Here is a 13175-nt window from a genome sequence, read left to right on the forward strand (position 1 = left end):
CTACCGCGTCGGGACCGGCTTCTCGCCGCGATAGTCGTAGAAGCCACGTTGCGCCTTTTTGCCGAGCCAACCGGCCTCGACATACTTCACCAGCAGCGGACACGGGCGATACTTCGAGTCCGCGAGGCCTTCGTGCAGCACCTGCATGATCGAGAGGCACGTATCGAGGCCGATGAAGTCGGCGAGTTCGAGCGGCCCCATCGGGTGATGCGCACCGAGCTTCATCGCGGTGTCGATCGCCTCGACGTTACCGACGCCTTCATACAGCGTGTAGATCGCCTCGTTGATCATCGGCAGCAGGATGCGATTGACGATGAAGGCCGGGAAATCCTCCGCGACTGCGATCTTCTTCTGCAGCGCGCTGACGAATCCCTTAGCGGTGTCGAACGTCGCGTCGTCCGTCGCGATACCGCGAATGACTTCGACCAGCTCCATCACGGGCACCGGATTCATGAAGTGAATGCCGATGAAGCGCTCAGGGCGATCGGTCGCCGAGGCAAGACGCGTGATCGAGATCGACGATGAATTCGTCGCGACGACGGCGTCCGGACCGAGCACGCGGCAAACATCGGAGAGCAGCTTGCGCTTGAGCTCTTCATTCTCGATCGCGCTCTCGATGACGAGATCGCTGTCGCTGAGATCTTCGAGCATGCCGGCCGCCGTGATGCGGCCGAGGGCGCCCTTGCGCTCGTCTTCGCTGATGGCGTTCTTCGAAACCTGACGCGCCATATTGCCGTTGATGGTCGCCAGACCCGAATTGACGCGCTCGAGCGACACGTCGTTGAGCTTCACGTTGAAGCCGGCGAGTGCGCAGACATGCGCGATGCCGATCCCCATCTGGCCCGCACCGATCACGCCGACATTCTTAATCTTAGCCATGTGTTTCCTGGTCGTGTTGCCACGCGCCGCCGAAGAAAAACGCGCGCCGTGGTGGCGCGCGCGTCAGTTACTTGACCTTACCGAGCTCGGCGTCGAGCTCCGGCATAATCTGATAGAGATCGCCGACAAGGCCGTAATCGGCGACCTGGAAGATCGGCGCTTCTTCGTCCTTGTTGATCGCAACGATCACCTTGGAGTCCTTCATGCCGGCAAGATGCTGGATCGCGCCCGAAATGCCGACCGCGATATACAGCTCCGGAGCAACGACCTTGCCGGTCTGACCGACCTGCCAATCGTTCGGCGCGTAGCCCGCATCGACCGCGGCGCGCGAAGCGCCCATCGCGGCGCCGAGCTTGTCGGCCACCGGCTCGATATACTTCGTGAAGTTCTCGCGGTTCTGCATCGCGCGGCCGCCCGAGATGATGATCTTCGCGGACGTGAGCTCCGGACGATCGCTCTTCGACAGCTCTTCGCCGACAAAGCTCGACAGGCCCGGATTGTCGCCGGCGGTTGCGTCTTCGATCGAGGCCGAGCCGCCGTTGCCGGCCGCCTGGAAGCTCGCGGTGCGCACCGTGATGACCTTCTTCGGATCCTTCGACTTCACGGTCTGGATCGCGTTGCCGGCATAAATTGGACGCTCGAACGTATCCGGCGCGACGACCTTAATGATTTCGGAAATCTGCATCACGTCGAGCAGTGCGGCTGCGCGCGGCATGAAGTTCTTGCCGTTCGTCGTCGCCGGCGAAACGATCGCGTCGTAATTCGGCGCGAGCGCGACGATCAGCGCCGCCATCGGCTCGGCAAGCTCGTGATCATACGCATCGCCGTCGGCGATCAGCACCTTGGCAACGCCATCGATCTTCGCGGCGGCTTCGGCGGCAGCGCGGCAGCCCTTGCCGGCGACCAGCACATGCACGTCGCCGCCGAGATCCTTCGCGGCGGACATCGCCTTATTGGTCGCGTCTTTGACGTTCGTATTGTCGTGTTCAGCAATCAGCAGCGTGGCCATCAGATCACCCCGGCTTCGTTCTTGAGCTTGCCGACGAGTTCGGCCACGGACCCGACCTTGACGCCAGCCGAACGCTTCGGCGGCTCGGCCGTCTTGACGACTTCGAGGCGTGGCGCCGGATCGACGCCGTAATCTGCCGCGGTCTTGTCCGCGATCGGCTTCTTCTTCGCCTTCATGATATTCGGCAGCGACGCGTAGCGCGGCTCGTTGAGACGCAGGTCGGTCGTGACGACAGACGGTCCCTTCAGCTTCACGGTCTGCAGACCGCCGTCGACTTCGCGCGTCACCGTCACGCTGTCGCCGTCGATTTCGAGTTTCGATGCGAACGTGCCCTGCGACCAGCCGAGCAGAGCCGCCAGCATCTGGCCGGTCTGGTTGGCGTCGTCGTCGATCGCCTGCTTGCCGAGAATGATGATGCCCGGCTGTTCTTCATCCGCCACGGCCTTCAGGATCTTGGCGACGGTCAGCGGCTCGACCGCGCCATCGACCTTGACCAGGATGCCGCGGTCGGCGCCCATGGCGAGACCTGTGCGGATCGTCTCTTGCGCCTGCTGCGCACCGATCGACACGACGATGATTTCGGTTGCCTTGCCGGCTTCCTTCAAGCGGATCGCTTCTTCGACAGCGATCTCACAGAATGGGTTCATCGACATCTTGACGTTGGCGAGCTCGACGCCCGAACCATCGCCTTTGACGCGGATCTTGATGTCCTTGTCGACCACCCGCTTGACGGGCACCAATACCTTCATGATCTCAATTCTCTCCCCGGACGCAATGCGAAAAGGCCGCGCAACCTAAAGGCCGCGACATTAGAGTGTCAATGCATGCAAAGACTTACCGCGTTGCGTGCGCGGCGAATTGTCTACCCGTCCGAGTTTACGCGGAACGGTCGCGGTCGAACAAGGAACAATTATGCGGCGCGCCCGGTTCCATCGCACTGATCCGCAAAGGCAATCCGCGATTACTTCGGCTCCATGGTGGAGACCGCGTCCTTAATGGCATCGCAAGCCGTAAGATCGGTTGCCGTCAGACGAAACACGCGGTCGTCCTTGCCGAACTTCAGCGAAATCGCATCGCCGCGCTTGGCACGCGTCACCATCGACTGCGCTTCGTCGAGATGCACCATCATGCTGCGCCCGTCCGGTGCCGGATCGAGCAGCATCGCGCCGCCTTCTTCGGCGCTGCTGACGTCCGGAAAAACATCCGGCACCGCGGACGTGACACAGCCGCCGCCCGCGCGCTTCCGGAACGTCGAAACCCATTCGGGCGGTTTGTCGAAAGTGGACCAGCTACAGTCGCCCGAGAGGAACAGCGGCGCCTGATCGCTCCGCCGCGTCACCGACAGGCCCATATTGCCGCCGCGCATGCTGCCCGTCTTGCCGTTCAGCCAGACCGTCATGGTCGTCACCTGCTGGCGCGGATTTTTCGCCAGATGCGCCGCATCATAGACGCGCTGGAAACAGGCATCGCGCCCACCGCGCGTGAGGTCGCTGAGCGGATCGGAGAATGCCGGCGAGCCCGCCAGCACCGCGATGACGACGCCGGCGAGCATGCGCATGACTATCGGTTCTGCCCAGGCTGCCACAGCACGTCGCGCGCGCCGTTGTCGTTGGCGTAGCGGCCGGCGACGAAGAGATAATCCGACAGCCGATTGATGTATTTGAGCGCAGCAGATGTGACCGGCTCGCCCGGACTATCGGCGAGTTCGACCATCACACGCTCGCCGCGCCGGCACACCGTGCGTGCGAGGTGCAAATAAGCTGCGATTTCGCTGCCGCCCGGCAGAATGAAAGAGCGCAGCGGCTGCAGGTTCTCGTTGAGCCGGTCGATTTCGCCCTCGAGCCACGCGACCTGCGCATCGGTCACCGTGAGCCGCTGTCCGGCGGGGCCTTTGCCGGCGGACTTTCCGTCGTCCGGCATGCAGAGGTCCGCCTCGACATCGAAGAGATCGTTCTGAATGCGCCCAAGCCCGGCATCGAAGGCTTTGTCGCTCGCCGTGTGCAGACGCACGATGCCAAGCACCGCGTTGAGTTCGTCGAGCGTGCCATATGCCTCGATGCGCAGATCATATTTCTTGCGACGCTCGCCGGTGCCGAGAGCTGTCGTGCCTTGATCGCCGGTGCGTGTGTAGATTTTATTGAGAACGACCACGTCTACGTTGCTCCGCTAACGTCCCATCACGAACAGCGTCGCCATGATGATGACCAGGGCGATGAACTGCAGGATAACACGCCAGCGCATCAAGTTCTGCGACGTGTTCGGCGATCCGCCCCGCGCCATGTTGAACAGGCCGAGCAGGAGAACCACCGCCACCGCGCCGATCGCGATCGGCACGAGAAACTGCTGCATTGCTGACGCCACGGAAACTCCGAATTCAGTTGAGCCTAAAGATCGCGGCGTTCAACACCGTCGCGAAGCTCACCCAGCACAGATAAGGCACGAAAAGCCATCCGGCTACACGATCGATGCGGAAAAACCGCACGGTCGTCGCTGCGACCGCGAGCCACATCACCACGATGACGATCAGCGCAAGGCCCGGCCGCTCCAGCCCGAAGAACACCGGCGACCAGATCGCATTGAGCAGGAGTTGCAGCCAGAAGAACGCCAGCGCCATCTGGCGCTCCGCGCCGTCGGCGCGATCCGCGATCCAGACGCGCCAGGCGGCGACCGCCATCATGGCGTAGAGCGTGGTCCAAACCGGCCCGAAAACCCAGGACGGCGGATTAAAGCTCGGCTTGGTCAACCCGGCGTACCACGTCGAGATTTTCGGCAGCGTGACCCACGATCCGGCCGCCGAAACGGCGAAAACCACCGCCAGCAGCAGAATCAGAATGCCCCAGCGGCGCGGTGAGGGATTGTCGTGCGTCATCGTCATGGGGTTCACCTCTGCGGATCCGGTGCTACAACGCCACAACCTGCAGTTCCGATCCCGAGTATCATATGGCCAAACCGCCGCTAAAGCCCCGAACCCTTGCCGCTCAGGCCATGGGCGCAATCGACCCCGAAACGCACGCGATCGTGCCGCCCGTGCATGTCGCGTCGACATTCCTGCGCGATCCGGACAATCAGTATCGCACCGGCTACATCTACGGCCGTCCCGATAACGCGACGGTGCGCCAGGCCGAAAGTGTCATTGCGGCGCTCGAAGGCGCGCCCGAGGCGCTGTTGCTCGGCTCCGGCATGGCGGCTGCGACATCGGTGATTCTGGCACTTGAGGCCGGAGCGCATATCCTCGCGCCGAAGGTGATGTACTGGGCGCTCCGCCACTGGATGCTTAATGACGCCCCGCGTTACGGCTATACGGTCGACACTGTCGACATGACGGACACGGCAGCCATCAAAGCTGCGATCAAGCCCGGCAAGACGAAGCTGATCTGGATCGAGACCCCCGGCAATCCGCTGTGGACGATCACCGATATTGCAGCCGTCGCCAAGATCGCGCATGACGCCGGCGCGAAGCTTGCGATCGACTCTACCGCCGCAACGCCGCTGCTGACGCGGCCGATCGAACACGGAGCCGACATCGTGATGCATTCGGCGACGAAGTACCTCAACGGACATTCCGACATCATCGCGGGCGCGCTCGCCACCGCGCGCGCCGACGATCCGCTCTGGCAATCGATCCGCAACGTGCGCGCACGTCATGGCGCGATCCTCGGGCCGTTCGAAGCGTGGTTGTTGCTGCGCGGCTTGCGCACGCTCGACGTTCGCGTGCGCGCAGCGTGCGAAACAGCTGCCGATCTTGCGGCGCGTTTTGCCAAGCATCCGCTAATCGCCGAAGTCCTCTATCCTGGACTCGCCAGCCACCCGGATCACGCGATTGCCGTGAAGCAGATGCAGGGCGGCTTCGGCGGCATGCTGTCGGTGCGCGTCAAGGCCGGCGAAGCGGCCGCGATCGATGCGGCCGCGCGCGTCGAAGTGTGGAAGCGCGCAACCTCGCTCGGCGGCGTCGAGAGCTTGATCGAACATCGCGCATCAATCGAAGGCGCCGGCTCGCCGTGCCCGCCCGATCTGCTGCGCTTGTCGGCCGGCCTCGAAGACGCTGACGATCTCTTCAACGATCTCGACCGCGCGCTGCGCGGCGCTAACGCGTGACGATAAAATCAATGCCCTACCGTCGTCATTGCGAGGAGCGGTGCCAACCGCGACGAAGCAATCCAGAACCTTTGGGAAAAAGAACTCGATTGCCGCGTCGGCGCTCCGCGCCTCCTCGCAATGACGGCGTCTTGATTGCGCCTGGATTCTAAAAAGTCCGCCGCAATTCCAAACAAGCTTTAGAGAGTCGAACGTTGACAGAAAAAATCCTCATCCTCGGCGCCGCCGGCCGCCTCGGCAAAGCTTGCGCGAAAGCATTTCGCGACGCCGGTTGGGACGTCATCAGCTTTGTCCGGGCCGGCGCGGACATGCGCGCGGCCGAAGGCACGACCGTGATCCAAGGCGACGCACTCGATGATGAAGACGTCCTCGCGGCCGCGAAGGGTGCGAGCGTCATTCTCAACGCCGTCAACTTTCCGTTCGGACAATGGCCCGCAAAAATTCTGCCGCAGAATGCTGTCGCGATCGCGGCCGCCGAAGCGACCGGCGCGACGCTGATGCTGCCGGGCAATCTCTTCGTCTACGGCAAGGATATGCCGCCGGAGATCGACGAGACGACGCCGATGCATCCGCAGAGCCGCAAGGGAAAACTCCGCCTCGCCGTCGAACAAAAAATCGCCGTGTCGAGTGCGCGCACGATCACGTTGCGCGCCGGAGATTTCTTCGGCGGCACGAATTTCGGATCGTGGTTCGATCTCGTCATCGCGCGCGATGTCGATCTCGGCGTGGTGCGTTATCCGGGACCGTTGCTCGTCCCGCATGCCTGGGCCTACTTGCCCGACCTCGCCGAGACATTCGTCAAACTCGCCGAGAAGCGCGACACGCTCGAACAGCACGCCGTATTCGGTTTCCCCGGCCACCCGGCGAGCGGCTTCGAACTCTTGGCGGCGATCCGCGCCGCTATGCAGAAGGGCCTCAAGCGGCGATCCTTCCCGTGGTTCATGCTGTGGCTCGGCAGCCCGTTCATCGCCAACTGGCGCGAGATCGTCGAGGTTTCGCATTTGTGGAAACGACCCAATCGTATCGACGGCACAAAGCTTCAAGCCGCGATCGGCGATATTCCTGAGACCGAGTTTCATCACGCCGTCACCCAGGCGTTGGATGATCTCGCATTACGACGAACCACCGGAAATATTGCTCCGGCGTCGACGGCTGATTAACCCCAAAGTTGCTTATTTTAGGAAGTTAACCCTTGGCTGGTAAAAAAGTCTATTCTGAAAGCATGACTGATTCGGTCGATCGCCTGCATGCGGCCGTTCTCGCCGCCCGGACTGCAGACCCAGAGTCGTCGCGCACCGCGCGGCTGCTGCGCCAGGGACGCGCCAAAGCCGCCAAAAAGCTGGCCGAAGAAGCCGTCGAAGTCGTCATCGATGCGGTCGACGGCCACAAAGACGCCGTCGTCCTTGAAAGCGCCGATCTCATCTACAATCTCGTCGTGCTTTGGGTCGCCGTTGGCATCAAGCCGCAGGAAGTGTGGCGCGAGATGGCACGGCGCGAGCGCCTGATGGGTCTCGCCGAGAAGCTGCCGAAGCAACCGCAGCCTGAGACCGAGAAGCGCGGTAAGGTCGTTGCGCTCGAAACGCGGCGCATCCGCAAGCGATAATTCGAGAGCGCGCGCTTTATCGCCGCAGCAATATTCGCGGAACGAAAAGCCGCTATAAGGCTCCCGACGGATTCGGGAGTCTGAATGATCAAGCGACTTTATGATTGGTGCATCGGCCTTGCCGAGAAGCCGAACGCCAAATGGGCGCTCGCCGGCGTGTCGTTTGCCGAGAGCTCGTTCTTCCCGATACCGCCTGACGCGATGCTGGTGCCGATGGCGCTGGCGCGTCCGGATCGCGCCTATGTCTACGCGACCTATTGCACGATTGCGTCGGTGCTTGGCGGGATCTTGGGCTATTTCATCGGTCTCTTGCTGTACGACTCGGTCGGCGCGCTGGTGATCAAGGCGTATGGCTACGGATCTCGCGCGGAAGAATTTCGCGCCGCCTATGCGCAATGGGGCGCCTGGATCATCCTGCTCAAGGGCCTGACGCCGATCCCGTACAAGCTGGTGACGATCACGTCCGGCTTCGCGGGGTACAGCCTGCCGCTGTTCATTCTCTTTTCGGTCATCACGCGCGGCGCACGGTTCTTCATCCTCGCATTCCTGCTGCACCGCTACGGTCCGGCGGCGCGCGAGATCATCGAGAAACGGCTCGGCCTGTGGGCCGGATTGTTCGCGGCCGGTCTTATCGGTGGCGCGCTTGTCGTGTGGTGGCTGGCTTAACTCGAAGCTGGTCATTCCGGGGCGCGTTGCGCAAAGCTCGCGAAGCGCGCAGCGCAATCGCGAGCCCGGAATCGATACTCCGTTTCACCCAATGCAGCGCAGGGGTTATGGATCCCGGCCCTCACGGCGCTCCGCGCCCGCTCTGCCGGGATGACCACGATCGAACGTTCGGGCTCAACGCGTAACAAGCACACTCACCCGATCGCGGTAACTGCGGCTACCGGCAATAATCTCGCCCGTATCCATCTCGGCCTCGAAGCCGCCTGAGCTAAGCGTCGTCACGCGGCGCAACCGCTTCGCGTTGACAAGCCGCGTGCGGTGAACCCGCACGAGGCCGAACCGCGCAAGGCGCTCCTCTTCGGCCTGCAAAGTGCCGCGAATGAGATGCTTCGCACCATCCGCCATGCCGTATTCGATGTAGTTGCCGGCCGACGCGACGGAGACGATGTCCGCGGGATCGACGCGCACATTCGTACTGCCGTCGCGTAACCAGAGCTCACGGGGAATTTGATCGCCTTGCGCGACCGCGACGATTTTCGATGGTTGATCCAGCCCCAACCGGCGCGCCGCATAAAAGACGACGGCGAGCAGCGCGTAGAGGATCGCATCCTTTCGAGCCTCGTAGAGAATGTTGCTCGTGCTGAACGCATAGACATACGGCTCGGCGCTCGCCATCGCGTAGATCGCTTTTCGCAGCACGACCAACCCGGCGATATGCGCGAACAGAAATCCGGCTGCCCCAACAACATGCGCCGCGATCTTCAGCACGAGCGGCCGGTTCGCGAGCGTCCATAGCACGAGACGCCGGACCAGCGGCGCCAGCGCGACGATCGTCAGCCCGCTCGTCCATTCCCAGACGAACGGCTTCCACGCTTCGATCGTCCGGCCGGAGAAGCGCGCGATGTCGGCCTGCTGCGACAGCGCGTTCATCGTCGTTACCGCGAAGGTGATCAGCGCGATCGCGCCGTAGATCAGCGAAACACGGCGCCGTTCGTCCGATTCGCGTCCGAAATTCGTCCCGGAAAGCCGTTCATTCGTCCCAGCGCCTGCCTTTCCGTCACCGCGCGCGGCAGCTTCGCCCCGTGCCGGATCGACGGATTCGCTCCCATCTGGCTTCGTTTCGGCATCAATTCGGGACATGCGCCAAGAGAACCACAATGAAAACCGATCAAATCGCCGAACGCCGCATCGATTTGGACTGGCTCCGCATCGCCGCCTTCGGCCTGCTCATCCTCTACCACGTCGGGATGCTCTACGTACCCTGGACCTTCCACGTGAAGAGCGTCCACGCGGGCCCCGCCCTCGAACCGCTGATGCTGGCGGTCAATCCGTGGCGGCTCGGGCTGTTGTTCCTCATCTCGGGCGTTGCCAGCCGCTTCATGCTGCAGAAGGTTACGGCCGGCGGCTTCGCCCGCCAGCGCTCCGCCCGCCTTTTGATACCGCTGTTGTTCGGCATGCTGGTGATCGTGCCGCCGCAGAGCTACTTCGAGGTCGCGGCCAAATACGGCTTCACGGGCAGCTTCCTCGACTTCTATCTCCACGACTACCTTGGCTGGATGCACATGTACCGGACGCCCTCCGGCGTTAAGACCGGCCTCATCCTGCCGACCTGGAACCATCTGTGGTTCGTCGTTTATCTCTGGGTCTACACGCTGGTCGCGGCCGTTGTTGCACTATCGCCTCGCGGGCTGAACGCCATCGAGGGCCTCGCAGACCGGCATGTCACACCGTTGCGGCTCATCGTCGTCCCGATTGCGCTCCTCATCGCGTACCGCCTGACGCTCTCGCAATACCCGATGACGCGCGCGCTATTCGACGATCCGTATGGCCACGCGCTTTATTTCACGATGTTCGCAATCGGCTTCGTCATCGCGCGCTCGGATCGCGCCTTGGACATCATCGAACGCCTGCGTTGGCCGGCGCTGAGCCTTGCGGTCGCGAGCTATGTCGCCTTCATCGCGCTGCGCGGCAAAGGCTTTCCGACGCTCGGCGCTTTCACTTACGGCATCAACGAATGGACCGCGACACTCACGATTCTCGGCTTCGGCCGTCGCTACCTCGGCCGCAGCGATGGCCCGGTGCGCCGCTATCTCACCGACGCGATCTTCCCATATTACATCGTGCATCAAACCGCGCTGATCGCACTCGCGGTGTGGCTGAAGCCCTTCGCGCTGCCGGCGTTCACGGAATTCGCCGCGATCGTCATCGGCACCGCGTTTTGCTGCGCCATCACGTACGAAATCGTTCGCCGCGTCCCGCTGCTGCGTGCACCGTTCGGACTGCGGCGATCGGCTGCTGCTAAAGCTTCGCCACAGCCTCCGCGACCAGCGCATTGCGCCGCGCCTTGAACGGTGCGGCTCTCTCGCGAAATCCTGCGACCACAGCCGCAGGTGCGCGATCCGGCGATCCGGCGTCGAACGGCGGCGCCGGATTGTATTCGATGCGCAGCTGTATGGCTTCCGCCGTCGCGCGATCGTAAATCAGCGACACCAGCATCAACGCGAAGTCGATGCCCGCCGTGACCCCGCCGCCCGTGACGCGATTGCGGTCGACGCAAACCCGCTCGGTCGACACCTCGACGCCGAAAGACGCGAGATTATCCCGCGCGGTCCAATGCGTCGCCGCGCGATACCCCTTCAGCAATCCGGCTGCGGCGAGCACGAGCGAACCCGTGCAGACCGACGTGACGTAACGCGCGCCCGGCGCCTGCCGCCGCAGAAACGCGAGCGTCTCTTCGTCGTTGAGCAGATCGTCGGCGCCCGAACCACCCGGCACACAGATGACGTCAAGCTGCGGACATTCGTCGTATGTGGTCGTCGGCGGAATCGCCAAAACCGAATCGCTAACGACCGGCTCCTTATTTTTCCATACGAGATGCAACTCTCGCTCTGGCAGAGACGCGAACACTTGCAGCGGCCCTGTCATGTCGAGCTGCGTGATCTTCGGGAAAACGACGAAACCGATCTTCAACGGCGCCATAGCGACCTCCATATTTGTTCAGAACTTTGCGCGAACCTATCGCACTCAAACCGACGCCGTCATCCCACCGTCGACATAGAGCACGTGGCCGTTGACGAAACTCGACGCTGCCGATGCGAGGAATACGCAAGCGCCTGCAAGTTCGTGCAGCTCGCCCCAGCGTCCGGCCGGCGTGCGCTTTTCGACCCAGGTGTTGAACTCCGGATTGTCGATCAGCGCTTTGTTCAGCGGCGTCGCGAAATATCCCGGCGCAATCGCGTTGACGTTGAGGCCGTGCTTCGCCCAATCCGTCGCCATCCCTTTGGTCAGATTGGCGACCGCGCCCTTCGTCGCCGTGTAAGGCGCGATCGTCGGCCGCGCTAGCATCGAATTCACCGACGCGATGTTGATGATCTTACCGGCCTGCCGCTTAATCATGTGGCGCGCCACCGCCTGCCCGACATTGAAAACGCTCGAAATGTTGGTTCGCAAAATCCGCTCGAAATCCTCCGTCGCAAACTCGTCGAGCGGCCCGCGGATCTGGATGCCCGCATTGTTGACCAGGATATCGATCGGCCCTTGGCTCGCCTCGAACCCATCGACCGCGGCTTTCGCGGCCGCATAGTCCGCAACGTCGAACGCAAGCCGATACACTTTCGCGCCCTTCAGCTCTTTCGCTGCCACCTCGACCTTACCGGCATCGCGCCCGTTGACGATAACGGCGGCCCCCGCGTCGGCCAGCCCCTTCGCCAGCGCAAGCCCGATCCCTTGCGAGGAACCGGTCACCAATGCGGTCTTGCCGCTGAGATCGAATAGCTGCGATGCGTTCGCCACGCGTTCCTCCGGTTTTTTCTTGCGACCTGCTCTCGTCTGTAGGAGGTATCGGGGAGGCTCGCAACAACAGGGCCGCGGGAGAAGACGCCGGTGCGATCGATTGTCATTCACAAGGCGAAGGATTTGCGGATCGAGGAGCGCGAGCCGGAAGCGCTCGGCGCCGACCAGGTCGAGATCGCGATGGCGATGGGCGGCGTCTGCGGCTCTGACCTGCATTATTACAATCACGGCGCCATCGGCACGATCAAACTGCGTGAGCCGATGATACTCGGCCACGAAGTCTCCGGCCGCATCACCAAGCTCGGCGCCAATGTCGCGAACCTGAAGGTCGGCCAGCTCGTCGCGGTCTCGCCGTCGCGCCCATGTGGACATTGCCAGTATTGCGCCGAGGGCCTGCGCATCCATTGTCTCAACATGCGCTTCTACGGTTCGGCACTGCCGTTCCCGCACGTCCAGGGCGCTTTCCGCGAAGTGCTGATCGCCGATGCGCCGCAATGCGTTCCGGCCGACGGATTGTCCGCCGGCGAGGCCGCAATGGCCGAACCGCTCGCCGTCGTGCTTCATGCGACGCGGTTGGCCGGATCGCTTGTCGGCAAGCGCGTGCTGGTGACCGGCTCCGGCCCGATCGGCGTGCTCGCAATTCTCTCGGCGCGTCGCGCCGGCGCCGCCGAAATCGTCGCCACCGATCTGGCGGACTTCCCGCTCACGCTCGCCCGCAAGGTCGGCGCCAATCATGCGCTGAACATGAAGACGCAGCCGGATGCGCTGACGCCTTATGCGGCCAACAAAGGAAGCTTCGGCGTTCTGTTCGAGTGCTCGGGTGCAGCTCCCGCGCTCGCCGCCGCAGTCCCCGCGCTACGCCCGCGCGCCGTCATCGTCCAGCTCGGCATCGGCGGCGACATGACGGTGCCGATGCAACAGATCACCGCAAGAGAGATCGAGCTGCGCGGCTCGTTCCGCTTCCACGAGGAATTCGCTGTCGCGGTCCGCATGATGCAGCAAGGCCTCATCGACGTGAAACCGCTCATCACGCACACGGTGCCGCTCGACCGCGCCGAAGATGCATTCCGTATCGCCAACGATCGCAGCCAAGCCATGAAGGCGCAGATCGCTTTCAACGCCTGACACGCA

16 protein-coding genes are annotated in these 13175 nt (G+C 62.9%); 6 read left to right on the top strand and 10 right to left on the bottom strand.

From position 1 onward, the window contains the following. The 7 genes from GJW30_RS02580 to GJW30_RS02610 all read right to left on the bottom strand — a co-directional run bounded on the left by GJW30_RS02580 (window position 1) and on the right by GJW30_RS02610 (window position 4763). Window positions 1–879, bottom strand: a complete 879-nt coding sequence (locus GJW30_RS02580; RefSeq protein ID WP_096351256.1) for a 3-hydroxybutyryl-CoA dehydrogenase — start codon at window positions 877–879, stop codon at window positions 1–3. 67 nt (window positions 880–946) lie between these two features. Then, complete coding sequence (locus GJW30_RS02585; protein ID WP_096351259.1) at window positions 947–1888, bottom strand: electron transfer flavoprotein subunit alpha/FixB family protein; 942 nt, start codon at window positions 1886–1888, stop codon at window positions 947–949. Continuing rightward, window positions 1888–2637, bottom strand: a complete 750-nt coding sequence (locus GJW30_RS02590) for an electron transfer flavoprotein subunit beta/FixA family protein (RefSeq protein WP_096351262.1) — start codon at window positions 2635–2637, stop codon at window positions 1888–1890. The genes GJW30_RS02585 and GJW30_RS02590 overlap by 1 nt, the downstream gene beginning before the upstream one ends. Before the next feature lie 212 nt (window positions 2638–2849). Further along, window positions 2850–3446, bottom strand: a complete 597-nt coding sequence (locus tag GJW30_RS02595) for a hypothetical protein (RefSeq protein WP_096351265.1) — start codon at window positions 3444–3446, stop codon at window positions 2850–2852. A gap of 2 nt (window positions 3447–3448) precedes the next feature. After that, the gene (locus GJW30_RS02600) at window positions 3449–4039 is read right to left on the bottom strand and encodes a cob(I)yrinic acid a,c-diamide adenosyltransferase (protein ID WP_096351268.1); all 591 of its coding nucleotides are present in this window, start codon (window positions 4037–4039) and stop codon (window positions 3449–3451) included. A 15-nt stretch (window positions 4040–4054) separates the two neighbouring features. Then, the gene (locus GJW30_RS02605) at window positions 4055–4249 is read right to left on the bottom strand and encodes a twin transmembrane helix small protein (RefSeq protein WP_096351271.1); all 195 of its coding nucleotides are present in this window, start codon (window positions 4247–4249) and stop codon (window positions 4055–4057) included. A 13-nt stretch (window positions 4250–4262) separates the two neighbouring features. Then, entirely contained in the window at window positions 4263–4763 is a 501-nt protein-coding gene (locus GJW30_RS02610; RefSeq protein WP_096351274.1) for a TspO/MBR family protein, read from the bottom strand. A gap of 65 nt (window positions 4764–4828) precedes the next feature. On the opposite strand from GJW30_RS02610, the gene GJW30_RS02615 reads away from it, so the two are divergent. From GJW30_RS02615 to GJW30_RS02630, 4 genes are all read left to right on the top strand, one after another. Next, window positions 4829–5983, top strand: coding sequence for a trans-sulfuration enzyme family protein (locus tag GJW30_RS02615; RefSeq protein WP_096351276.1), 1155 nt, complete (start codon window positions 4829–4831; stop codon window positions 5981–5983). A gap of 194 nt (window positions 5984–6177) precedes the next feature. After that, complete coding sequence (locus tag GJW30_RS02620; RefSeq protein ID WP_096351278.1) at window positions 6178–7143, top strand: NmrA family NAD(P)-binding protein; 966 nt, start codon at window positions 6178–6180, stop codon at window positions 7141–7143. 62 nt (window positions 7144–7205) lie between these two features. Continuing rightward, window positions 7206–7586, top strand: a complete 381-nt coding sequence (gene hisE, locus GJW30_RS02625) for a phosphoribosyl-ATP diphosphatase (protein WP_096351280.1) — start codon at window positions 7206–7208, stop codon at window positions 7584–7586. An 84-nt stretch (window positions 7587–7670) separates the two neighbouring features. Continuing rightward, window positions 7671–8252, top strand: a complete 582-nt coding sequence (locus tag GJW30_RS02630) for a YqaA family protein (protein WP_096351282.1) — start codon at window positions 7671–7673, stop codon at window positions 8250–8252. 174 nt (window positions 8253–8426) lie between these two features. Here the strand turns inward: GJW30_RS02630 and GJW30_RS02635 are convergent, their stop codons facing one another. Beyond that, a complete protein-coding gene (locus GJW30_RS02635; RefSeq protein WP_096351285.1) occupies window positions 8427–9392 on the bottom strand; it encodes a LytTR family DNA-binding domain-containing protein in 966 nt (321 codons plus the stop codon). A gap of 17 nt (window positions 9393–9409) precedes the next feature. On the opposite strand from GJW30_RS02635, the gene GJW30_RS02640 reads away from it, so the two are divergent. Further along, on the top strand, window positions 9410–10600 hold the full coding sequence (locus GJW30_RS02640; RefSeq protein ID WP_096351288.1) for an acyltransferase family protein: 1191 nt from the start codon (window positions 9410–9412) through the stop codon (window positions 10598–10600). On the opposite strand, the gene GJW30_RS02645 is transcribed toward GJW30_RS02640, so the two are convergent. Both GJW30_RS02645 and GJW30_RS02650 read right to left on the bottom strand, forming a co-directional pair. Beyond that, window positions 10551–11231 (bottom strand): DJ-1/PfpI family protein, encoded by a 681-nt coding sequence (locus GJW30_RS02645; protein ID WP_096358619.1) that lies wholly within the window; start codon window positions 11229–11231, stop codon window positions 10551–10553. The two genes, GJW30_RS02640 and GJW30_RS02645, sit on opposite strands and share 50 nt — an antisense overlap. Before the next feature lie 45 nt (window positions 11232–11276). Then, the gene (locus GJW30_RS02650) at window positions 11277–12044 is read right to left on the bottom strand and encodes an SDR family oxidoreductase (RefSeq protein WP_096351291.1); all 768 of its coding nucleotides are present in this window, start codon (window positions 12042–12044) and stop codon (window positions 11277–11279) included. A 90-nt stretch (window positions 12045–12134) separates the two neighbouring features. Between GJW30_RS02650 and GJW30_RS02655 the strand changes: the two genes are divergently transcribed. Then, the gene (locus GJW30_RS02655; protein ID WP_096351294.1) at window positions 12135–13169 is read left to right on the top strand and encodes an L-idonate 5-dehydrogenase; all 1035 of its coding nucleotides are present in this window, start codon (window positions 12135–12137) and stop codon (window positions 13167–13169) included. Window positions 13170–13175 lie beyond the last annotated feature (6 nt).

This window comes from Variibacter gotjawalensis, from assembly GCF_002355335.1.
GTDB classification, from domain to species: Bacteria; Pseudomonadota; Alphaproteobacteria; order Rhizobiales; family Xanthobacteraceae; genus Variibacter; species Variibacter gotjawalensis.